This is a genomic window from Empedobacter sp. UBA5924, from assembly GCF_002431085.1.
Taxonomy (GTDB): Bacteria; Bacteroidota; Bacteroidia; order Flavobacteriales; family Weeksellaceae; genus Empedobacter; species Empedobacter falsenii_B.
This window is the reverse complement of record NZ_DJDM01000022.1, coordinates 64,629-88,259: the sequence shown is the minus strand read 5'-3', so window position 1 is coordinate 88,259 and position 23,631 is coordinate 64,629. Positions and strand designations below refer to the sequence as shown.

The 23,631-nt window shown below is 32.0% G+C and carries 22 protein-coding genes; 7 read left to right on the top strand and 15 right to left on the bottom strand.

The window, feature by feature from the left end; genetic code table 11:
- Nucleotides 1–6: 6 nt before the first annotated feature.
- Nucleotides 7–1,083 carry a DUF5074 domain-containing protein gene (locus B3792_RS05640; protein WP_291069082.1) on the top strand — a complete coding sequence of 359 codons (1,077 nt, stop codon included), beginning with the start codon at nucleotides 7–9 and terminating at the stop codon, nucleotides 1,081–1,083.
- Between the two features lie 37 nt (nucleotides 1,084–1,120).
- Here the strand turns inward: B3792_RS05640 and B3792_RS05635 are convergent, their stop codons facing one another.
- The gene (locus tag B3792_RS05635) at nucleotides 1,121–2,026 is read right to left on the bottom strand and encodes an EamA family transporter (RefSeq protein ID WP_291069080.1); all 906 of its coding nucleotides are present in this window, start codon (nucleotides 2,024–2,026) and stop codon (nucleotides 1,121–1,123) included.
- A gap of 77 nt (nucleotides 2,027–2,103) precedes the next feature.
- Here B3792_RS05635 and B3792_RS05630 point away from each other — a divergent pair, with 77 nt between their 5' ends.
- The gene (locus B3792_RS05630) at nucleotides 2,104–2,544 is read left to right on the top strand and encodes a nucleoside deaminase (protein WP_286473803.1); all 441 of its coding nucleotides are present in this window, start codon (nucleotides 2,104–2,106) and stop codon (nucleotides 2,542–2,544) included.
- On the opposite strand, the gene B3792_RS05625 is transcribed toward B3792_RS05630, so the two are convergent.
- The gene (locus B3792_RS05625; protein ID WP_291069078.1) at nucleotides 2,541–3,287 is read right to left on the bottom strand and encodes an alpha/beta fold hydrolase; all 747 of its coding nucleotides are present in this window, start codon (nucleotides 3,285–3,287) and stop codon (nucleotides 2,541–2,543) included. The two genes, B3792_RS05630 and B3792_RS05625, sit on opposite strands and share 4 nt — an antisense overlap.
- 45 nt (nucleotides 3,288–3,332) lie before the next feature.
- On the opposite strand from B3792_RS05625, the gene B3792_RS05620 reads away from it, so the two are divergent.
- Complete coding sequence (locus B3792_RS05620) at nucleotides 3,333–3,812, top strand: hypothetical protein (protein WP_114998135.1); 480 nt, start codon at nucleotides 3,333–3,335, stop codon at nucleotides 3,810–3,812.
- A 27-nt stretch (nucleotides 3,813–3,839) separates the two neighbouring features.
- Nucleotides 3,840–4,424 (top strand): hypothetical protein, encoded by a 585-nt coding sequence (locus B3792_RS05615; RefSeq protein ID WP_114998137.1) that lies wholly within the window; start codon nucleotides 3,840–3,842, stop codon nucleotides 4,422–4,424.
- A 2-nt stretch (nucleotides 4,425–4,426) separates the two neighbouring features.
- On the opposite strand, the gene B3792_RS05610 is transcribed toward B3792_RS05615, so the two are convergent.
- On the bottom strand, nucleotides 4,427–5,020 hold the full coding sequence (locus B3792_RS05610; RefSeq protein ID WP_219034054.1) for a hypothetical protein: 594 nt from the start codon (nucleotides 5,018–5,020) through the stop codon (nucleotides 4,427–4,429).
- A gap of 124 nt (nucleotides 5,021–5,144) precedes the next feature.
- On the opposite strand from B3792_RS05610, the gene B3792_RS05605 reads away from it, so the two are divergent.
- Nucleotides 5,145–6,203, top strand: coding sequence for a hypothetical protein (locus B3792_RS05605; protein ID WP_291059759.1), 1,059 nt, complete (start codon nucleotides 5,145–5,147; stop codon nucleotides 6,201–6,203).
- A gap of 50 nt (nucleotides 6,204–6,253) precedes the next feature.
- Here the strand turns inward: B3792_RS05605 and B3792_RS05600 are convergent, their stop codons facing one another.
- The 4 genes from B3792_RS05600 to dprA form a co-directional block, all read right to left on the bottom strand.
- Nucleotides 6,254–7,405 carry a cystathionine gamma-synthase gene (locus B3792_RS05600; protein ID WP_286495281.1) on the bottom strand — a complete coding sequence of 384 codons (1,152 nt, stop codon included), beginning with the start codon at nucleotides 7,403–7,405 and terminating at the stop codon, nucleotides 6,254–6,256.
- Between the two features lie 83 nt (nucleotides 7,406–7,488).
- Entirely contained in the window at nucleotides 7,489–8,208 is a 720-nt protein-coding gene (recO, locus tag B3792_RS05595) for a DNA repair protein RecO (RefSeq protein ID WP_125349971.1), read from the bottom strand.
- Nucleotides 8,208–10,463, bottom strand: a complete 2,256-nt coding sequence (locus B3792_RS05590) for a two-component regulator propeller domain-containing protein (protein WP_291069076.1) — start codon at nucleotides 10,461–10,463, stop codon at nucleotides 8,208–8,210. The genes recO and B3792_RS05590 overlap by 1 nt, the downstream gene beginning before the upstream one ends.
- Before the next feature lie 58 nt (nucleotides 10,464–10,521).
- Complete coding sequence (gene dprA / locus B3792_RS05585; RefSeq protein WP_286495283.1) at nucleotides 10,522–11,619, bottom strand: DNA-processing protein DprA; 1,098 nt, start codon at nucleotides 11,617–11,619, stop codon at nucleotides 10,522–10,524.
- Nucleotides 11,620–11,707: 88 nt separating this feature from the next.
- On the opposite strand from dprA, the gene B3792_RS05580 reads away from it, so the two are divergent.
- Complete coding sequence (locus B3792_RS05580; protein WP_291069074.1) at nucleotides 11,708–12,862, top strand: SPOR domain-containing protein; 1,155 nt, start codon at nucleotides 11,708–11,710, stop codon at nucleotides 12,860–12,862.
- Nucleotides 12,863–12,940: 78 nt separating this feature from the next.
- Here the strand turns inward: B3792_RS05580 and B3792_RS05575 are convergent, their stop codons facing one another.
- From B3792_RS05575 to B3792_RS05560, 4 genes are all read right to left on the bottom strand, one after another.
- Nucleotides 12,941–14,389 (bottom strand): TolC family protein, encoded by a 1,449-nt coding sequence (locus B3792_RS05575; protein WP_291069072.1) that lies wholly within the window; start codon nucleotides 14,387–14,389, stop codon nucleotides 12,941–12,943.
- Nucleotides 14,382–17,549 (bottom strand): efflux RND transporter permease subunit, encoded by a 3,168-nt coding sequence (locus tag B3792_RS05570; RefSeq protein WP_291069070.1) that lies wholly within the window; start codon nucleotides 17,547–17,549, stop codon nucleotides 14,382–14,384. The genes B3792_RS05575 and B3792_RS05570 overlap by 8 nt, the downstream gene beginning before the upstream one ends.
- A gap of 18 nt (nucleotides 17,550–17,567) precedes the next feature.
- Nucleotides 17,568–18,650: an efflux RND transporter periplasmic adaptor subunit gene (locus tag B3792_RS05565; RefSeq protein ID WP_219034048.1), complete on the bottom strand. Its 1,083-nt coding sequence runs from the start codon at nucleotides 18,648–18,650 to the stop codon at nucleotides 17,568–17,570.
- 156 nt (nucleotides 18,651–18,806) lie between these two features.
- The gene (locus B3792_RS05560) at nucleotides 18,807–19,202 is read right to left on the bottom strand and encodes a hypothetical protein (protein ID WP_125349977.1); all 396 of its coding nucleotides are present in this window, start codon (nucleotides 19,200–19,202) and stop codon (nucleotides 18,807–18,809) included.
- Nucleotides 19,203–19,382: 180 nt separating this feature from the next.
- On the opposite strand from B3792_RS05560, the gene B3792_RS05555 reads away from it, so the two are divergent.
- Entirely contained in the window at nucleotides 19,383–19,904 is a 522-nt protein-coding gene (locus B3792_RS05555) for an acyl-CoA thioesterase (RefSeq protein WP_219034046.1), read from the top strand.
- A 48-nt stretch (nucleotides 19,905–19,952) separates the two neighbouring features.
- Here B3792_RS05555 and B3792_RS05550 read toward each other — a convergent pair whose 3' ends face one another.
- Genes B3792_RS05550 through B3792_RS05535 form a run of 4 tightly spaced genes read right to left on the bottom strand, consistent with a single transcriptional unit; the run spans nucleotide 19,953 to nucleotide 23,592 of the window.
- Nucleotides 19,953–20,348, bottom strand: coding sequence for an acyl-CoA thioesterase (locus tag B3792_RS05550; protein WP_038336752.1), 396 nt, complete (start codon nucleotides 20,346–20,348; stop codon nucleotides 19,953–19,955).
- Complete coding sequence (locus B3792_RS05545) at nucleotides 20,329–21,333, bottom strand: Gfo/Idh/MocA family protein (protein WP_219034045.1); 1,005 nt, start codon at nucleotides 21,331–21,333, stop codon at nucleotides 20,329–20,331. The genes B3792_RS05550 and B3792_RS05545 overlap by 20 nt, the downstream gene beginning before the upstream one ends.
- 5 nt (nucleotides 21,334–21,338) lie before the next feature.
- Complete coding sequence (locus tag B3792_RS05540) at nucleotides 21,339–23,000, bottom strand: DUF6909 family protein (RefSeq protein ID WP_125349979.1); 1,662 nt, start codon at nucleotides 22,998–23,000, stop codon at nucleotides 21,339–21,341.
- Between the two features lie 13 nt (nucleotides 23,001–23,013).
- Nucleotides 23,014–23,592 carry a DUF3109 family protein gene (locus B3792_RS05535; protein WP_219034044.1) on the bottom strand — a complete coding sequence of 193 codons (579 nt, stop codon included), beginning with the start codon at nucleotides 23,590–23,592 and terminating at the stop codon, nucleotides 23,014–23,016.
- Nucleotides 23,593–23,631: the final 39 nt, after the last annotated feature.

Sequence of the window (23,631 nt, the reverse complement as noted above, 5' to 3'; positions counted from 1 at the left end):
AAAACTATGATTAAATTTAAATCAATCGCACTTATAGCCTTGGCAGGAGTATTTTTACAATCTTGTTCAAATGACGATGATGGACCAAACAATGATCCAGAAAATGGAAATTATTCGAAAGGAGTTTTTGTTTTGAATGAAGGAGATTACAATTCTTCAAATGCAGAAATTACTTATTTTGATCCAACAAAGGATGTAAGTACAACAAATCCTATCCAGGAAGTTTTCAAAAAAGCAAATTCTGGAGCTCAATTAGGTTCTGTGGCGCAAAGTATGTATTTCAAAGGAAATAAAGCATATATCGTTCTTAATGTTTCTAATAAAGTAGAAATTGTAGATAATACAACTTTCAAAAAAATTAGTACAATTCCATCTTCAGAAAACATGAACAATCCACGTTATATTGTTTCTGATGATCAATTTTTATATATTTCAAACTGGGGAGATCCAAAAATTACGACAGACGATTTTATTGCAAAATACAAAATCAGCGATTTAACATTTGTAGAAAAATATAAAGTAGATGAAGGTCCTGAAAAAATGATTCTTGACAATAACAAACTTTATGTTGCGCAAAAAGGTGGTTGGGGAATTGGTAAAACTGTTACAATTATTGACCTTAAAACAACTGATAAGAAAAGTATAAATGTTGGAGAAGTTCCGACAGATTTAACAATTCAAAACGGAAATTTATTTGTGCTTTCGCAAGGTATTTCATGGGAAACTAGTTCAAAAGGAAAATTAGTTCGTTATAATTTAACTTCAGAAGATAAATTAGAAATGAATTTTGCTGCTGGACAATATCCTAATTTCTTAGTTGCAGAAAATAGTAAATTATACTATATCCTTAATAATTCTGTTTACTCTATGGCTACAAATGCGACAGCTTTGCCTACAAAAGCAGATTATATTACTGGAGCTGAAAACGTATATGGATTTAATGTAAAAGGTGATACCTTCTATGTTTTAGATTCAAAAGATAACAAATCTAGTGGACGTTTATTTATTCAAAATGCACAAGGCGGTCTTAAATATCAAACAATTATCACTGGTTTATTTCCAAACTCAGTTTACATTAAATAATAGTTTTTCATATCAACGAATAAAAAAAATCTGAAGTTTAGACTTCAGATTTTTTTATACTTTTTATTTTGAAAATGGTTTGTGAATTGAACACTACAATCGCGAGTAAAATCAAACTATAACCGATCATTTGCATTGGCGAAACGGCTTCTTTATAATAGAAAATTGCTAAAACAAAATTCATAATTGGATTCAAATAAATTAAAATTCCAACGGTTGAAGAGTCAATTCCTTTTAAGGCAAAATTGTTTAAGAACATTGGAATAATGGTGAACAAAACCACAATCATCATGATACATTGATAGAAAATTGTTTCGGTCGGAATTGGTCCCGAAAAGATGAACACCAATGGTAACATCAGAATGGCTACAATTAATAATTGTGTCATCAACAAATTGAAACTATCAAAAACATTCAAGCTCCTCTGAATGATGATATACAGGGCAAATGTACATGCAACAATCAAACTATAAACCAAGTCAATCAAATGACCTATAGAAAGAACCAAACATGCTAAAAGACTAATACCAACTGCAATCCATTTTATTTTGGTTAAATGTTCTTTCAGAATAATGAAAGCCAAAACGGTAGTAATAATTGGACAAACCAAGTACGACAGCGACGCAGCTTGCACACTAATATGATTCATCACAATAATAAACATCAACCAATTCGTCATCAAAATCAACGATCCACCAACAATTAAACTTCCTAATTTTTTCTGTTTCTTTTTATCAAATGATTTGAACAAATCATAATCAGCTTTCATCTTATTGCGTCGAAATCCGACATTAATGATCACTAAAAAGAAAACGGAAACGTACAATCTAAAAAATAGAATATCCAAAGGTGGATAACCGGCGATTGGTTTCAATCCGAAACTGAAAAATCCCCACATAAAGTAGGTTATAATGGCTGCAATGATATATTTTGATTGATTCATAAAAGAGGCGTCAATTTGTACAAATGTATCGAATATCCAATTTGGAAATGATTATTTTTGCCTTAAATTTTATAGAAATGGAAAATCTTTTTACAGACGAATATTTTATGCGAATAGCCTTTAACGAAGCGGTTACAGCTTTCGAGCGAGACGAAATTCCAGTTGGAGCTGTGATTGTTTGCAACAACAAAATTATCGCGAAAGCACATAATCTAACGGAAACATTGACTGATGTGACCGCTCATGCTGAAATGCAAGCCATTACCTCTGCTGCGAATTATTTGGGCGGAAAATATTTACAAGATTGCACATTGTATGTAACCTTAGAACCTTGCGTCATGTGCGGCGGCGCATTGTATTGGAGCCAAATCTCGAAAGTGGTTTATGGTGCTTCGGATGAAAAACGCGGTTTTAAGGCAAAAATTGGCGAATTACATCCAAAAACTGAAATTGTTTCAGGAATTATGGAAGATGAATGCGGTCAATTGATGAAAGAATTTTTCCAACGCAAGCGTTAAATCGATTTCAATATCGATAAAACTTCGTTATAATTTTCTATAAAAGCCATGTGTCCTCCATCAAATTTATACAAATGAATATGAGGCAAATCTGGAATTAAGGTTAAAAATAATTCAGGATTAACCGTTTCATCATTCAGTCCAACAATGATATAAATTCCACCTTTAAAATCATACAAAATCGACGAACGATCAGGGCGCTCTCGCATTCCTTTCAAAGCTGCACAAACGCCTTCAATCGGAGTTTTTAAAGCAATTTCTTTTACAAACTTCAACTCATCTTTAAATTGATCACGATGATGTGTTGCAAATAAAGTAGGCATACTAAAACTCACCAACGCATTGAAATTTTTACGAGCTGTTTCACACGCTTTCAAACGTTGATTTTTCTTCGCTTCATCATCTGGTAAAGTCGAGGAGTTAATCAAAACAATATTTTCTACTCGTTCAGGAAAAAGATCAGCCAACGCACACGTCACATATCCTCCCATCGAATGTCCTACAAAAGCTACTTTTTCAAGATTTAATTCATCCAGAACTTCAATCACTTTTTCTGCCATTTCTTCCATCGTATTCACCTCTTGAAAATTTTCAGAATTTCCATGTCCAGGTAAATCAATTGTAATAATTTGATTGTGATGAAATAAATCATTCTGTAAACGATTCCATATTTTATGATTTTCCAAAAAACCATGTAAGAAAACTATAGGTTTCCCAACTCCAATACTTTCGTAGAACAACATATTTTGGTTCAGAATTTGTAATTAATTAAATACAAATTTACAACAATGAAAAAATATAATCCTATTATAATACTCACAATAGCTATTGGTGCTATTCTTATTTATTGTATTACAAGAAATAAATCACTTATAATTGGAGGTTCTGTACAAAAAGAAATTAAAAAAGATTCTTCTATTCAGGAAATTGCTTTTGCTTCTCCAAAGATTATGAATAATTCTGAATTGAAATTAATACAAGGAAAAGGTAAATTTGAAATTGAAAAAGTAGCAAAAGAAGAACAAACATTTAGTTTTAGAAATGATTCTTCTTCATCTGTTTTTATTCAAATAATTCCTCAAGATAAACTAGGAAACATTAGAATTAATCAACTTATCTCTCCAAATAATGAAAAAGATGGTCCTTTTGGACAAGAAATCAATTACGATTTAAACGAAAAAGGTTTGTATCAAATTCGAATTGGCGAAAGTTTGATGCAAGGCGATCCATTTGAAGGAAAATATACCTTGAAATTGCAGTTAAAATAGTTACTTTTACAACAGAATTTTTCTGTTATGAAATGGACTTTTATCGCTTTTATTACATTGATTACGCTTTATAGTTGTGAAGACAAATCTACACCAACCATTTATCCAAGCAAGATTGGAGTTGATTCTGCGTACAAGGATTTGGTAAAAAAAGATAAACCAACAACAGAAGATGTAATGAAAGAAGAAGTGGTAAAAACAGCTTCTCCTCAGAAAAAAGTTGTGATAAAACCTCAGCAAAAAGTTATATCTAATACAGATAAAATTGTTCCTTTAAGCGCTAATAACACTACAGAGAATCTTGAAGTAAGTTATGCAAAAGCAAAAGCGGAACCGACTAAAATAGCGGGACAAACCAATACGTTTACGTTTAATGCAGATTCTGCAAAGAAAGTTTGGATCAAAATTTCTGCACAAGATTCTACAGCGAATATTAGAATTAATCACATCAAAGGACCTGCGGATTCTATAAAAGGTGGTCCTTTTGGCAAAGAAACCATTTTCGAATTACCTGCGCGTGGCGTGTATCAATTCTCGATTTCGGAGAAACCAACAACCCCAAAACCATACGCTGGGAAATATAAAGTTGAATTGAAATTATTGTGGAAATAAATCTATTTGTAATAGATTTTGTAGTTAAGTGAATGATTTTTCAAAATATCTTGTTTAATCATTTCACCATTAATTTCATTGTAATATTCGACTGATTTTTTTGTTACAATCAAATCAAAATAGCCATTTCCTTCGGGACAAAAAGGATTTTCGTAAGAAGTTTCTAAACCAATAAAATAGTTTTTGGCTTCGGAAGGTTTAAGTTTTAAATGAATCGGAAAAATATATTTTCCTTGATAATCTTTATCCACTTCAAACCATTTTTCTTCAATCAAACTTTGTTTATCCTCAATCGATTTTAGAATCATTGGTTTGAAATAATAATATTCGTTGCAATAATTTTTCTTTTTCACTTTTGATTCAAACAAAATTTCAATTGCGACAATTTCAATTTCTTTCTCATTTGGAAGTAATAAATTCGAAAATATTTTAAGTCCGAAACTTGTGTTATCCGTTAATCGAACCACTTGTTTAAACTTTGGACGAAATTGTTTGTAATTGGAATAATTCACTACCTCAACTTGATTGAGATTAATCGTATCCAACTTTTGAGCAAAACTCATCACAGAAAGTAAGAAAAGAATTAGAAACTTCATTTTATAAAAATAGAAAAAATTTTCAGTAAATGATTTTCTCAATTCATCCTAAAAAATCAACAATTCGTAAACATATATTTATACAAGTCTTTTGCTAACTATAGTTTTGATAAAAATTAACAACATGAAAACACTTATCAAAATCCTAAAAATCTTCTTTATTGCTCTAATTTCAATAATTACACTTATTTTTTTGTATTTATTTATTAGTAATAAAATTTTCTTAGCTTCTAAAAATGAAACAAATATTGGCTATCTAAAAAATAATAAAACAACAATTGACAGCAACTTTGATTCTCAGATTTTTGATAATAACTTCAACACTTCAAATGTTATTCTATTAGGTGAAATTCATGGTTTTGCTGACAATCAAAAATTAGATGAATTTATGTTTAAATATTTGAATAAGAATCTTGGATTCAACTATTACATTGCCGAAATGGACAGTTTAAATTCTAAAAAATTAAACACATTTCTAAGCTCCGATGTTAAAAATGAAAAATTATTAAAAGAAGTTGTTTTAGCTATTAAAAAAAGAATTCCTCAACAATCAAGTCAAGAGTTACTAAAAAAATGGAACAACTTGTATGATTACAATAAAACATTAAATGATTCATCTAAAATCGTTGTTTTGGGTATTGATACAAACTTTGATGATTCTAACAACAAAATTTCAAGAGATTCTGCAATGATTGAAAATTTTAATCATATCATTTCAAAGAATCATCTACAAAATGAAAAATTCTATGGATTATTTGGTCTTTTTCATACACTTCAAAAAAGTATGAATGATAAAGAAAAACCTTTTGCTGAAAGACTTTTAGACAATAAATATAACGTAACAAGCATCGTAAGTTATACATTGGACAGTGAAATGTATTTACCTAAAAATGATCAATTTCCTACTCCAGAAAATGAAAAAATAAACTGGGTAAATGCTGATGGACCGATGATGTTAATAAAAGGTATTCTTGATTTTAAAGAACTTGCAAAGTCTAATTCCATTTCAATTTTTAATCTTAATGCGAAAAATTCACCATACAAATCTTCTCAAAATTTAATTCAAATAAAGTCAAGATTATTTGGAGAAAACATTACGCCAAAAGAAAATTTAAAAACAACTGATTATTTTCAATACGTTGCAATTCTTCGTAATTCTGAAGCATTAACTCCAATTCAATAAAAAAAACGGAATCTTATAGATTCCGTTTTTTTTTATTTTCCTTATATCGATTAAATCAAATTCAAAACTTGTTCTAAATCTTCTAATAAGTCATCTATATCTTCGATACCAACAGACAAACGAATTAAATCATCTGTAATACCAATTTCAGCACGTTTCTCAGCAGGAATAGACGCATGTGTCATCGTAGCTGGGTGATTTGCTAATGATTCAACACCACCTAAAGATTCAGCCAAAGTGAAAACTTTTAAGTTTTCTAAAATTTTGAAAGCATCTTCTTTCTTCCCAGAAGTCAACGTAAACGTTACCATTCCTCCGAAATCTTTCATTTGTTTTTTCGCAATTTCGTGTTGCGGATGATTTTCCAAACCTGGATAATACGTGTGCGCAACTTTTGGATGAGCCTCTAAAAATTGTGCGATCTTCATTCCGTTTGAACAGTGACGATCCATACGAACAGCCAAAGTTTTGATTCCACGTAAAACTAAGTAAGAATCTTGTGGTCCTAAAATTCCTCCTGTTGCAAATAAATTGAAGTGAACATCAGTTGCCAATTGCTCTGAATTAACCACAATTGCTCCAGCAACTAAATCTGAGTGACCTCCTAAATATTTTGTTGCAGAATGCATCACTATATCTGCTCCCAACTCAATTGGTCGTTGTAAATAAGGCGAAGCAAATGTATTATCAACAGCGACTAAAATATCAGATTTTTTTGCTTTTACAGCATCATTTACCGCTTTGATATCAACCACTTTCATCAATGGATTTGTAGGTGTTTCAACCCAAACCATTTTTGTATTATCATTGATTAAAACAACAACAGCCTCAACATTTGTCATATCAACGAAATGGAATTTCAATCCAAATTTTTCATAAACACGTGTAAACAAACGGTAAGAACCTCCATATAAATCGTCCATCGCGATGATTTCATCACCTGGTTTAAATAATTTTAATACACCATCGATTGCTGCCAAACCAGAACCAAATGCAAAACCTGCAACTCCACCTTCGATAGATGCTAATGCATTTTCTAAAGCAGTTCTTGTTGGATTTGCACCACGAGAATATTCGTATCCTTTGTAATCTCCTGGTGATCTTTGCGCGAATGTTGATGTTTGGTAAATTGGAGTCATTACGGCTCCTGTAGAAGGGTCATGTTGTTGACCTCCATGTATAGCTTTTGTATTGAATTTCATTGTAAATGCTTTTAACTATAGCAAATATATGGAGTTTTATTTATTCTTTGTTTTAAAGATTTGTTAGAATTTATTTCGGGAGATTAACTAAACAATTCGTATAAAACTTGTAATGATTTTGGCTTCTTAAAATTATTGGTGTGAATTTGATAGTACTTCACTAGAATTTCGAGTAAAAGAGAACGTTGCGATTGGTTGAATGTATTTTTTGAATCTTCGGAAAAGTGTAATTCTAACAATTTTTTGAACAAAACAGTTTCATCTGCTTTCAACATATTGATAGATGAATTCGAATTTGTGAAAAATCCATTTTCTAAATCGAATAGATTTCCATCAATTTCTAAGTTGGGATAAAAACCAAGAAAATGTGATAATTGAATTAAAAAAATCAAATGAAAATCTGCAAAATCATCTTTTTTTTGATCAAATTCTTTTAACGAATGTTCAATGTAAAAATATAATTCTGGATTATCTGATTCTTCTTTTAGAACTAAGTTTAGGATTTCAGCTAAGAAAAAAACAATCGCCGATTTGATGGGATGAAAATGCAACGATTCATAATAATGCGACGTCTGAGCTGATTTTAAGAAAACCAATTGTTGTTCATTTGATTTCGGTTGAAAGCTCAAATCTATTTCTGCTAGCGGAAAATACAACGAAGTATTTCGCTTTTTTTTGGAGAAAACTCCTTTTGCTATAAATGATTTAAGGCCAAAATCTTGTGTATAACAACGAATAATTAAACTCGTGTCACCATATTTTAAGCTTGAAAGTACAATGGCTTTGGTTTCTAAAATTTTCATTAACGGACAACTGCAATTTTTAATGTTTTGGTTTCTGTACCATCAGCATTTGTCATCAAAACTAAGTAAATTCCAGAAGCTACTGGCTTTCCTTTTGCATTATTTGTGTTCCATTCTACAATTCCTCCTTCTGCTTTTTTCTCAAAAAGTAAATTTCCAACAATATCTGTAATCTTAACCAACGCACGATTTGGAAGATTTTTTATCGTGACATTCCCCTTATATTCTGGACGATAAGGATTAGGATAAGCAATTGCATTGTTAAAATTATTCGCTTCTGTCGATACACCTCCGTTATACGAAACCACACCTTTTTCCGTTGCAAAATATACTTTTCCTGTCGATTCATCAATCGAAACATCGTACACAACATCCGAAGGTAAAGGTGAATTTTTAGACGTAAAATGCAATTTCGTCGATTCTCCACTATCCGAAACATAATAAACTCCTGCTCCATTTGTTGCAATCCATTTATTATTTGCGTTATCTACTTTTATAGCATAAATTCCAACATCGGTTAACAACGCTTCCGGAATTCCATCTTGAATAATGACAACAGGCTCGGCAATTATATTATTAGAACTTACAGCATTATCAGCTCCGTACAAAACCACTAAACCTTGTTGAGTTCCTATCCACAAGTTGTTTGATCTATCATTTGCAACTGTCAAAACGTTATTAATAGGCAACTTGTTTGAAGTTGTTAAAGTTGTTACTATTTGATAATTTTTATCTAATACAGCAACCCCTCCTCCTTCTCTACCACTTGGATAATAGGTATAAATATCAGAAAAATCAGGAGTTAGAGCCACTATTGCAGAGGCTTTATCAACAGAAATATTATTCCACGTCCCATTAGCATTACGTTCTAAGTAATAAACCGAATTATAATCAGGAGATTTTCCATCTGGAAATGAAGCACCAATATGTAAGTTTCCTAATTTATCATAGGCTAATCCAGAAATTCTAGAACTAGGGAACTGATTACTAATAATTCGATCAGGTTTATAATTATTTACAAACTCGAATTTAGTTGGATCAAATTCTAATAAATCTGTTCGCCCATTTACATCGCGTCCATACTTATTGAATGATGAAACTATAAATGTATTATTATTTTTATCTGGATGAGGAGCGATTCTTAAAACATCTCGAATATCAAAAATATCTTTTGAACGAAAATTGTTCCATTGTTTTACATTATAATAATAGAAACCATCACTATTATCTAAAACATTTCCATAACCTAGAGTTCCTCCTGGAGCAATCCAGACTTTTCCATTTTTTGTTGTTACAGACCAAGCTTTATTATTGAAAGGTCCATCGGGATAAAATTCTTTATGATTAGATAAATTAATAATTCCATGATTTACTGAACCTCCAAAATAAATATTGTTAATAAAAATTCCTGAATTGAAATTTATTTCATTTCCATCTTCATCAATTAAAGGGTAATTATCTCCTTTGAAAACAGAAATTTGATTATTCTGAGTAATAATTAATTTACCATTCGACGATTTTAACTCTTTAATCAAATTAAAAGGAGTAGAAGTTCCTCTTAATAATTTTAATTCATTGTTTACCGAATAATAAATCTCATTTTCAAATAATTCTATATTGGTAACATTTTGACCAACAATTTCTTCTTTCCAAATTTTTCTATTTGTAAAATCTGGATTATTCAAATTCTTATCCGATAATTCGCTCGAATAGATTCCTTTATCTGTTGCAATATAAAGAGTTGTCCCGTTAATTGTTGCATCATTTACAACAGCTGTATTTGTACGTGTTGTCTCTTTAAATTCTTCCTCTTTTAAATCGAAAGAAACAATTCCAAAAGCTCCAGAAATAAACGCAATGCCATCATTTATAAAAATATGATTGACTTTTTTATCACCCGAAAAACCATTCCATTTGATATCCAAAACCATTGTCGATTCTCCAGATTTCAATAAATCTAAACCTCCATTTTCATACCCAACTAAAAACGAATCCGAATCTTTATCATAAGCCATTGCAGAAACCCCAACATTGTTCAAAAAATTGGTTTTATTTAGTTTAATCCAATCACTTGTTGGATTTAGAGGATTGAACAAGAAAATTCCGTTTTCAGTTCCACAATAAATCACACCATTTACTTCTTCCAACAATTTCACATTATTGTAAGAAAAAAGATCAGTCCAACGCACTTTATCATTTTGAGCGTTTAAACTTGTGAAAATCATGGTGATGAAAATGAACAATTTTGTCTTCATAATGCACAAAAATACTGTAATTTATAACAAAATAACTTGCTAAAAATTGTATTGCTTGTTACAATAAATCATAAAATTTACCTGGAAGAGTAGAAATTATTTGTTTCAATTCTAAATCTAATAAAACTGGCATCAATTCGTAGGATTTCAAATTTAAGTCAAAAGACATTTTATCAATATGTTGTTTTCCATTGGTTTTGAGATAATTTACAATTAAATTTTCATCATTAGAAAACTCAATAAACAAATCTATTTGTTTTGGTTTCTTCTTCGAATTGAAGTTAAAATAATCAATAATATCTTTCGAATTTTCGACCAAATAAGCTTGATGAGATTTTATCAAATAATTACACCCAATACTCAACGCATCCGTTGATTTCCCTGGCAAAGCAAACACTTCTCGATTATATTCATTTGCAAATTTTGCAGTCACCAAACTTCCACCTTTAAAAGCAGATTCTACCACAATTGTAACATCTGATAAGCCTGCAATAATCCGATTTCGTTGCAAAAAAGCTTCAGGTGTAGCAATTTTAAAACTTGGTTGCTCCGTTATCCAACCTCCTTTTTGTAAAATTTCAATCGCAATTTTTTTGTGAGTAGCAGGATAAATTCGTTCAAAATTTGTTCCCATTACCGACCATGTTGCAACATTATTTTTGAGCGCATTTGTATGTGCTTCTATATCGCAACCGTACGCTAATCCACTAACAATTGTAACATCAAAATCTGCTAAACCTTCGATTAATTCAGTAATAAAATTTCGTCCATAATTAGTCATTTTTCGCGTACCAACAATCGAAATCTTTTTGTTATTGAATTGATTAAATTCTAAACTTCCTTTACAAAAAATCACCAAAGGTGCATCAATACATTCTTTTAAGAATTGTGGATAAGCTTCATCATAAAAAGTTAAAATATTGATTTGATTATTTTTACAATATTCTATTTCGTTAAAAGCTAAATCTAACCATTTTTTATTCCCAAAATCTTTGCTTATTTGCTGTCCAATTCCCGAAATTTGCAGCAAATCTTTTGGTTTACAATTCCAAGCAGCCTGTGCTGAACCAAAAAATTGAATAATTTTTCGAGCTGTGATATCGCCAATTCCTTTCTGAAAAGAAAGTGCTAAAATATATGGTAAATCGGTTTGCATTTTGTTAAATTACTAATATTAAACCAACTAAGCAGAATTTTAAGTATTTATTTTTTGCTAAATCTAAAAAAAATGTTAATTTCGTAGTATGAGGTTAGAAGAGCATATTAGTCAATTATTATTTCAGCACGATTGTGTAATCGTTCCAAACTTTGGAGCGTTTATCTCAAACAATGCTAATGTGGCGTTTGACGAGCAAACAAACACATTTATTCCACCAAGAAAAGAGCTTTCTTTCAATACAACTTTAACAAAAAGTGATGGTGTTTTGGTGAATAAAATTGTAGAAGATGAGCCAATGTCTTTTGAAAATGCGCAAACATTTTTGAATGAACAAGTTTATTTTTGGCAAGAACATTTGAAAAATGGAAAAGTTTTAACCTTACAAAATATCGGATCATTACAATTTAATGACGCTGGAAAAATTGACTTCAAACCAGAAAATGCTCAAAATTATTTCATCGCCGCTTATGGTCTTTCAAATTTACAAGCCAATTACATTTTAGATTCGTCTAAAACTAAAACCTCTAACAAACACATGTCAAAATTTTTAGCCGCAGCCTCATTAATTCCCATTATTGTTGGTGGCTTCCTATATTTTAATACGCCGCAACCCGTACAAGAATTCGTAACAGAACAATGGAGCGGTTTGGTTTTACCAATGATTGGTAAAGATGACGCAACCAAAACTGAAAAACCTACAGTGCAATACGATGTGTATAATATGCCGCAAACGATTGCTGAGCCTTCTTTAGTTGAATATCAGATTGCCGAAACGGTAACGAAAACAGATACAATTGAAACGCCTAAAAAAGTTGAAATTACAGTTGTAAAGGAAACGAAACTGAATGAAACTGAAAAGGAGATTACGGCAATTGTAAAGGAAAAGCCTTCGACAAAAGAAATTGTAAAAACAGAAACAAAAAAATTAACGAAAGTTGAAGCTCCTAAAACAGCTGAAAAGAAAGTTGAGGACAAAAAAGAAGTTGCAACTAAAACAACTTCAAAATCTAACAATAAAAAATATCAAGTAATTGCGGCTTCGCTTAAACGTCAAGAAGATGCTGATCGTTTGGTTGGAGAATTGAAAAAACAAGGTTACAAAGATGCAGGAGTTTCTTATGTAAAAGGTCGCTATTATTATGTTACATATAGCAGCTTCAATAACATAGAAGACGCGCAAAAATATATGAATGATGTGAATAAAAAGTCTCCTGGAACTTGGGTTAGAACTGAAAATTAAATCATTTTTTAATACAATATAAATCGAAATAAGCTGCCCAAAAGGCAGCTTATTTCTTTGTTAGAATGAATATGAAAACTACTTCCAACCACCACCTAAACTTTTGTATATAGCGACAACTGTACTTAATTGTTTTTCTTTTGTTTCGATTAATTCCATTTTTGCATCCAATAAATCACGTTGAGTTGTTAACACTTCTAGATAATCTGCACGATTATTTTTGAACAACTGATTCGCAATATCAATAGATTCTACAAGTGCTTTCGCCTGTTTATCTTTGTACGAATAACTTTGTTCTAAGTTATTAATCTTCGACATTTGATTTGACACTTCTAAATAAGCATTTAAAATCGTTTTATCATATTCGTACAACGCTTGTATTTGATGAGCATTTGCTGTATTAAACTCCGCTTTTATCGCACTTTTATTGATTAAAGGCGCAGCTAATTCTCCAGCCAACGAATATAAAATAGACTCTGGCATTTTTACCAAATAAGATGGTTTGAACGCATTTAGTCCTAAAGCCGCAGAAATATTAAGTGACGGATAAAACTCTGCACGAGCCACTTTCACATCTAAAGCAGAAGCTTTTAACTCTAATTCTGCTTGTTTGATATCAGGACGATTTGATAATAATTCAGAAGGAATTCCTGCATGCACTGTTTGTGGAATCAAATCCATAAATGACGAACCATCACGTTTTATCTTTTGCGGATATCTTCCCAATAAAGCATTAATCCTATTCTCGGTTTCCGTAATATCTTGTTTAATATTAAACTCTTCGCTTTCTGATTTTAATAATTCTGCTTCAAATTTCCTCACCGCTAATTCAGTTTCACGCGCTGCTTCCTTTTGAATTTTAACTACACGAAGTGATTCTTTCTGTAACTCAATATTTCGATGAATTAACTCCAATTGACTATCTAAAGACAATAATTCATAATAAGACGATGCGATCTCTGAAATTAAATTTGTCAAAACAAAATTCTTTCCTTCTACCGTTGATATATATCGCGCAATCGAAGCATCTTTCGAATTACGTAATTTTTTCCAAATATCAACTTCCCAATCAGCGCTCAATCCAATCGCATAATCCATCAAAGGATCAGGCATTTCTTTCCCGGGTTTTATCTCAGTCGAAGCATCACCAGCACCTTGACTTGTATAACGACCAACTTTCTCAACTCCAATTCCTGCATTTGCTGAAACATTTGGCGATAATTTTCCGTTTTTGTACAACACTTCATTTTTAGAAATCTCAATTTCTTGAAGTGTAATCATCAATTCTTGGTTATTTTTTAACGCTTCTTCAATCAAAACGACCAAATTTGGATCAGTAAAAAATTGTTTCCAAGGCGTCAACCCAGAACTTGGTGCATCATCATTTTGCACATTTTGATAAGCTTCTGGAATTTTTGGTGCTTGATGATTTTCAATCTCTTTGCTTACCGCAGGAGTTTTACAGCTCCAAATCATCGGTCCAAAAAGACTTATTGCAATTATATTTTTTAAACTATTTTTATTCATCTTCCGTGATTTCTTCTGTTAAAGGATTTTCATCTTCATATTTCACCAATTGCATTTTATCCGCCAAAGCGCCAAACGCAACATATAAACCGGGTACAATAAACAACCCGAAAATAGTTCCGAACAACATTCCGCCTGCAGCAGCAGTACCAATTGTTCTATTTCCTACTGCTCCCGGACCAGAAGCAATAACCAACGGAATAAGACCTGCAATAAACGCAAATGATGTCATCAAAATTGGACGGAAACGAACACCCGCACCTTCAATCGCTGATTTTACAATTGATAAACCTTCGTTATGTTTTTGTACTGCAAACTCAATAATCAACACCGCATTTTTACCGAGAAGTCCAATCAACATCACCATTGCAACTTGTGCATAAATATTATTTTCTAATCCTAATAATTTCAAGAAGAAAAATGCTCCGAAAATCCCTGTTGGTAGTGAAATGATAACTGGTAAAGGCAAAATAAAACTTTCGTATTGTGCTGCTAAAATCATGTAAACGAAAATTAAACAAATGGCGAAAATAATCACCGCTTCATTTCCACGAGAAACCTCATCTTTCGAGATTCCTGCCCAATCAATTCCAAAGCCGCGAGGCAATGTATTTTTAGCTACTTCATTAATCGCTGCAATCGCTTGTCCACTACTATAACCTGGTGCTGGCGTACCACTAATTTCTGCTGCATTATACATATTGTGACGCGTAATTTCTGATAATCCATATACTTTTTCAATTTTCATGAAAGCTGAATATGGAACCATTTCACCTTGATCATTTTTCACATACAATTTCAATAAATCTTCTGGTAACGCACGATATTCTGGCGAAGCTTGTACCATCACTTTATAAGGTCGGTCAAATTTGATGAAACTTGTTTCGTAATTAGAACCAACTAATGTTGATAAATTATCCATCGCATTTTCGATCGAAACTCCTTTTTGTTCGGCAATATCATTGTCAATTTTCAAGACATATTGAGGGAAAGAAGCACTATAAAATGTAAATACAGAACTCAATTCTGGACGACGAGTTAATTCTTTTACAAAATCACGGCTCACTTCTTCCATTTTATGATAATCTCCACTACCCGCTTTATCTAACAATCTCAACTCGAAACCTCCTGCAGCACCATATCCAGGAACAGATGGTGGTTGAAAATATTCGATATTTGCACCATTAATATTCCCAGTTTTTTCTTCTAATTCTTTGATGATTTCTTCAGCAGATTTAGAACGTTCGTCCCAACTTTTCAAGTTAATCAAACAAGTTCCAGAGTTTGCTCCTGTTCCTTCTGTCAAAATCTCATAACCAGCCAAAGATGAAACTGATGAAACGCCATCAATTCCTTCCGCTATTTTTTGTAATTTTTGAGAAACTTCATTTGTTCTTTCTAACGTAGAACCTGAAGGTGTTTGAATAATCGCATAAAACATTCCTTGATCTTCGTTTGGAATAAATCCAGAAGGTAAACTATTATTCAAAAAGAAAACTCCAGCACAAAATGCTAGTAAAAATCCGAATGTAACAGTGCGTTTGTTAACTGTTTTGGTTAAAACTTTTTCATATTTAAAAGATCCTTTGTTGAACAAATTATTAAACTTCAACAAAAATTTATTTAGCATCGTTTTCTTTCTTGGTTGATTATGATTATTTTTCAAAATCATTGCACACAAAGCTGGTGTAAGCGTTAAGGCAACAATTCCTGATAAAATAATTGATGTCGCCATCGTAATCGAAAATTGACGATAAAAAATACCAACAGGGCCAGACATAAACGCAACTGGGATAAACACGGCTGCCATTACAAATGTTATTGCGATAATTGCTCCACTAATTTCACGCATTGCTTCTTCCGTCGCTCGTAAAGGCGAAAGATTTTTCTCTTCCATCTTCGCGTGAACAGCCTCTATCACCACAATCGCATCATCGACAACAACTCCAATCGCCATAACTAAAGCAAAGAGAGAAATCAAGTTTAATGTAATTCCAAAGAAACTCATTAAAGCAAAAGTTCCTATCAAAGAAACAGGAACCGCCAACGCAGGAATTAATGTAGAACGCCAGTCACCTAAGAATAAAAACACAACAATCCCAACTAAAACGAAAGCTTCAAAAAGTGTATGTACCACTTTTTCCATTGAAGCATCTAAGAATTTCGAAACGTCATATGAAATCTCGTAATCCATTCCTTTTGGTAAATTATTCTCTTTAAGATCAGCCATTAATGCTTTGATATTTTTAATCACTTCACTCGCATTACTTCCGTACGATTGTTTTATCACAATTGCGGCAGAAGGTTTTCCGTTCAATGTTGAGTAAATATCATACATCGAACTTCCGAATTCTATATCAGCAACATCTTTTAAACGTAAGATTTCTCCATCAGGATTTGCTCTTAAAATGATGTTTCCATATTGTTCTTTTGTGTTATATCGACCTGAATATTTTAATACATATTCAAAAGCTTCTGAACGTTTTCCAGAACTTTCCCCTGTTTTCCCTGGCGAAGCTTCAATACTTTGTTCATCCAACGCTTTCATCACATCATCCGCAGAAATATTATAGGCTTGCATTCTATCTGGTTTTAACCAAACACGCATTGCATATTCTCGGTTTCCTAAAATATCTGCATCTCCAACTCCATTAATACGTTTCAACTCAGATAAAATATTGATATCTGCATAATTATATAAAAATTGTTGGTCAGCTTTTGGATCGTTACTGTACAAGTTAATGTACATCAACATGTTTGATTCTTCGCGTGTAATTTTCACTCCTTCGCGAACTACTAAAGGCGGAAGTTTATTGACAACCGAAGAAACACGGTTTTGCACATTTACAGCTGCAATATTGGGATCAGTTCCTAAATCAAATATCACTTGAATAGACGCTTCACCGTCATTCCCAGCATCAGATGTAATATATTTCATTCCTGGAACACCATTTAGCGCACGTTCTAATGGAATTACCACCGATTTGATTAATAATTCATTATTTGCACCCGGATATTCCGCTGTAATATTCACCTTTGGTGGCGAAATTGAAGGGAACTGCGTTACGGGTAATTTGACTAATGATAGAATTCCTAAGAAAACTATAATCAACGAAATGACAATCGATAGAACGGGTCTTCGAATAAATTTATCAAACATAACTTTGAATTTTTTAGATTAGTTTGATTTTAATTTCAACGATGAAAGAACTTTTCTTGGTGCAATAAATTTCGTTTTGATTTTATCATCATCTTTCACTTTCTGAACACCCTCTAACAAAATATTATCTTTCTCCGAAAGTCCGCTTTCTACCACATAAACATCAGGCATTTCTAGACCAATCGTGATATTTCTCGATTTGACAACACCATTTTTATCTACTACAAAAACATAGGTTTTATCTTGAATTTCGTAGGTTGCTTTTTGTGGAATTAATAAAGCATCATGTAACGGAACTGTCATTTTTACTTTCCCTGTTTCACCATTTCTTAACAGATGATTTGGATTTGCAAAACGTGCACGAAACGCAATATTTCCTGTTTCGTTGTTAAATTCTCCTTCTATCGTTTCTACCAAACCTTTTTCTGGTAAAGGTTTATTATTCGCCATAATCAACGAAACTTGTTTATTCGCTCTATCTTGAATATTTGTTTGATAATCTAAATATTCAGGTTCAGAAACGTTGAAATAAGCAAACATTGATGAGTTATCAGATAAATTTGTTAATAACATTCCTTCGTCAATCAAGCTTCCCAATTTCATAGGAATTCTATCAATAACACCAGAAAATGGTGCACGAATATCTGTAAATGATAAATGTAATTGAGCCAATTGCATTTCTGCTTTCGATTTTTCTAATCGTGCTTGCGCAATGGCTTTTTCGTTCTTAGAAACGACATTATTATCAGCCAAAGTTGCTGAATTTTGTAATTCAATTTGTGCCTCTTTTACCTCAGCTTTCGATTTTAAATATTCGGCTTGATACATCGAAGGCATAATGCGAAACAACAATTGACCAGCTTGTACATGTTGACCTTCATCCACAAAAACTTTTTGCAAATAACCTTTTTCTTGCGCACGAATTTCGATGTTTCGTACCGATTGAATTTGGGCTACATAATCCTTATCTACAATCGTATCCATTTTGATTGGCGTTGTGATTGGATAATCTTTCACTTCTTCTTTTTCCTGTTTTTTTGATGAACAACTTGTTGTCAACAATACAGTACTTAGAGCTACAAATAATGCGACTCTTTTCATAATTCTTCTAACTATTAAATGTAAAATTTGATGAAATGGATTTCTTGGCAGAAGTAGTTTTACCAAAAAATATTACATACAAAAATTGGTTAACATTCAGCTATTCATGAACTGAACACTAATTTTTGGTGTAATTTTAAAAATTTAAGAAATCAATCAAATTCTGATTGTACGTAACAAAATGTACTTACAACTCGAAAATTTGATGGTTTTATTGTAGAAGATGTGCTTCTTTCTTAAACCTTGAATCATAAAGTTTAAAACCAGAACAACACTTAATAGTTTGATACAAGTTTCTAAATCGATTTTGTTTGATGTCTGAAAATCATCATCAATCGTTTCGATACTTGGATTAAATTCTTGAAATTGATTTGAATTTGAAGTTTTAGAAAATTTAGTTTCAACAATTTTACTTGCGTGATAAATATGTGTATTATCGTTAACAACTGTCTGCGAAGTTAAATTTCCTTGAAAATGTTGAGTACCCGCAAACACTTTAGTTTCCGCAAAAAATAGCAGAAATAAAGCAGACAGCAAGTATGTGATAAACATTTTCATAATTCTGTTCAAATGTAAGACTTGAAATAATACAATAATCTATATTAACATTTTTTAACTATAAAATTTTATTGATTTAATAAAAAACTCAATTACAAATACTTAACACAACGATAATAACTGTTTCAAAACTCGAATATTTTGTTGAAATTTGCACCCAACAAACAAAAGTTTATGGCGAAAGCAAAAACAGCAAAAGAGTCGTTAGCAGTAATGACAAACTTGGTTTTACCGAATGAAACCAACAACTTAGGAAACATGTTCGGAGGCGAATTATTGGCTTCTATGGACAGAATTTCTTCTATTTCTGCGAAAATGCATGGTGGAAGTTTTTTGGTTGTAACAGCAAGTGTCAATCACGTTGCGTTTAACATTCCGATTCCGATGGGAAGTACAGTGAAGTTAGAATCTAAAGTAACTCGCGCATTCAAATCATCGATGGAAGTGTATGTTGATGTCTATGTTTACGATTACGAAAATTGTGTTTATAACCAAACAAATAGCGGTATTTATACATTTGTAGCCGTTGATAATGATAATAAACCTGTTCAAGTCCCTGAATTAATTCCAGAATCTGAACAAGAAATCGAGCGTTATGAAGCTGCTTTGCGTCGTAAACAATTAAGTTTGATTTTGGCTGGCAGAATGAATCCTGCTGATGCACACGAATTAAAATCGTTGTTTATTACAGAATAAAATAAAAAAGTCGAAACAATGTTTCGACTTTTTTATTGATATAATTTTTTAACCTTTTCCAGCTAAACGATCCACCACATATTCTATTTGTGTTTTCCCGTGTGGTTTTGGTTTTCCTTCTGCATCTAAATTTACCATCGTAATTCGATCGACTGTAATAATGGTTTCATGCGTCATTTTGTTACGTACTTCGCATTGTAAAACCAATGAAGTTGTTCCAAATTTCACCACTTCAATTCCAATTTCTACAATATCACCTTCACGAGCCGAAGCCATAAAGTTGATTTCCGACATATATTTGGTCACAACATGCGAATTTTCTAATTGCACAATGCTATACAACGCCGCTTCTTCATCAATCCAAGCCAAAAGCTTTCCTCCAAAAAGTGTTTTGTTTGGGTTAAGATCTTCTGGTTTTACCCATTTACGAGTGTGAAATTTCATAGTTTTCTATTTTAAGTTCTTGCTTATTTTCTGTTGCCAAATGATTCGCATCCGAAATAAACTTGACTAAATTTACAGCATATTTTCCATCTAACAAAGATTCATTATGACGGATTAACGCGTCAGAAATTTCGGCAATGGCGTTAGGATGAAAATTCTTTTGTTCAGTAGAAATTTTGTTTGAACAACACACATTTTTTAAATCAGAATAAATCATTTGATTAAGATATTGATCTCCAATCTTTATTGTTCCTTTTTCAGCAATAAGCGTGATATTACTTTCGAAATTTTTATTGAAAACTGACGTTGTATAAATCATATGTCCGATTGCTCCATCGGCAGTAAAATCAACACAACCCGAATCATCAAATTCTGTCACTTCTTGATGCGTAAAATTGAAACTTTTTGAATTTGTACAAATTACCTCATCAAACCAAAAATTCATGATATCAACAAAATGCGAAAATTGAGTAAATAAAACACCTCCATCCATTTCTTGGTTTCCGTGCCATTCACGCAACTTGTAATAATTCTTGTTACGATTCCAATAGCAATTAATATTCACCATGAAAATTTTCCCTAATGAATTATTATCTATCAAATTCTTTACATATTGCACAACTGGAGAAAAACGAAGCTGCATCGACGTAAAAACTCTAAGTTTCTTTTCGTCAGCAACTTTCAGTATTTCAGTAATATCTTCTACAGTTAATGCAATTGGTTTTTCAATCAAAACATTTTTTCCCGCTTTTAAACAACGAATCGCATGTTCGCGGTGCAAACCATTTGGCGTAGCAATCACAACAACATCAGTTTCTTGATCTTCGTTCAGAAAACTTTCAAGTGTTGAATAACCTTTGAAAGGTAAATCTTCTGGTAAATTGAAATCAATCACCGAAATTAATTGCGCATTTTCCGTTTCTTCTATCGCTTGTTGATGTACACGTCCAATATGACCGTAGCCTAAAATGGAAAAATTCTTCATTGAATTTATTTAATAATTTTTTCTAATATCTTTTGTGTGATTAGATAAGTTGGTTTTACACCTGTTAATCCTAAACCTCCAGAAGCCAATGTACTTCCTGTTTCTAACGGATTATCAGAAGCGTAATAAGCATACATTACTTTAACATCTTTATCAATGTGATGTCTAATTTTTGACGCAACCTGAATCGCTTTTTGATAATGCGCACCTTCCATTTCTAATCCAATCGCTTGGAAAGACGAATTTTTGAAATACTCTAAAACGTCTTTATTTTGTAATGATGTTCCTAAAACCGAAATCATTGGTCCTTCGTAAACACCTAAACCTTGTCCTTCGAAATCTGCAGCGGTTAATTCGTTATCAAAAACATAATTATCTGTTGTTCCTTCGAAAACGTGTGCTGTCGCAATCATTATATCACCTTTTATTCCTTCAAGAATACCAGCTTTACCCATAATCGCAACAGATTTTACATTCATTTTGAATTTTACATCTCCTACTTTGTATGGTTTCAACAACTCATCCATCGCCTCAAATGCTTGCTCACCAAAGGCATAATCCATTACAATAATCACCTCATTGTTCTTATCTTTTGCATAAGAAAACGCAGAATTGGCAATGTTTACTTTAGATAAATCAATAATCTGAACATCGATATTTGTTCCTGATTGATCTTTGATGTAAACTAAACCATTTTGTTGAGTGTATTCATTTAACGAATCACGCAACATTTTGTTGTTTGCCGCACTCAAATCTTCGTAAATTTCTACACCATCATTTTTGTATTTTCTTTTTAATCCATCATAGGCATACAACATGTTAGACACACTATGCATATTAGCAGAAATAATGTGAATGTTTTTATCTTGAAGATTATTTTCGAATAATACACGTTTGATTTCATTCGCCCATTTTTCTCCAATCATATGATGACCAATCGATTCACGTAAAGTTGACGTAAATGTAATTTCACGTTTCTTTGTTCCGATACGATCTTGTTGGCTAGTATAGCCCATCCAATAAACTACACGGAAAAAATAATCTTTGTCGTCTGCTTTACTGAAATAATGATGAATTTCTTGTGTTTCTTCAAATGTTCTTCCTAAAATCGTCGATAAATGCATCAAAGCAACTTCGCGTTCTTTTCGAGAAATTTCAACTTCATTAAATGCAACATTTTCGATAAATTCCCACGCTCTACTTTTAGAAAGTGTTTCGTTACTAAATGCTCTATTTCTGATTTTATCCGCTTCGTTATATAAAAACGTTAAGTGCGTTAACACATCATAAATGTCAGAACGACCGCGAGAAATTTCGATATTCATCTGGTCATCATCAATTCTATAACAAAAACGACGACGTTTTGCAGGAATAATTGGTGTAAAAATAGAACGATCATAGCCTTCGTCAGATGTAAAAGACACATATGGCGTTTCTACAATTCCTTCTGGTAAACGATCTAAAACATACATTAATCCACTTAATTCTACTTTGTTTGGATCTGTCATTGATCCGTAGATTTCAGGATTAATTTCGAATAATAAATTTCTTAATATTTTTCCAGGTGCACCAGATGGACGGTACACTCCTCTATGAAATAAATGACGCATAGAGATATATAATCTTTCAATAGCGTCAGTAGATCTTCTTGCTCTTGTTATTGACATAATAATTTTTTTTTTACTTTTTTTGGTTGTTTAATTCTTGTTGAATGTCCATTAATTCATCGTACCATTCTTGTCCAAATTTTCGGACCAACGAATCTTTTGCAAATGTTGCAACATTCACTTTCAATTCTTTTCCTAAGGTACAAGCATCTGAGCAGATATCCCATACATCATAGTTCACAGAAGTGAAATTTGAATATTCCTTAACACGAACTGGATACAAATGACAAGAAATTGGTTTTTTATAATCGACCTTTCCGTCTTCGTATGCTTTTTCAATACCGCATTTTGAAAAACCATTTTCTTCGAAAACTAAATAGGCGCATTCGCGATTATTGACTAATGGAGTTACCCAATCACCGTCAGTATCCATTGTGTATTTACCTTCTTGCTCAATCACCGCAATTCCTTCGGGACGCAAATAAGGTTTTACATCTTCATAAATATCGTCTAATACAGTTAGTTCGTCATCATTCAAAGGCGCTCCTGCGTCACCTTCTACACAACAAATCCCTTTACATTTGTTAAGATTACAAACAAAATCTTCATTTAGTAGTTCTTCAGATACAAGGGTTTTTCCTATTTGGAACATGTTACATTAAATTTTGTAACATGCAAAGGTACGGAAAAT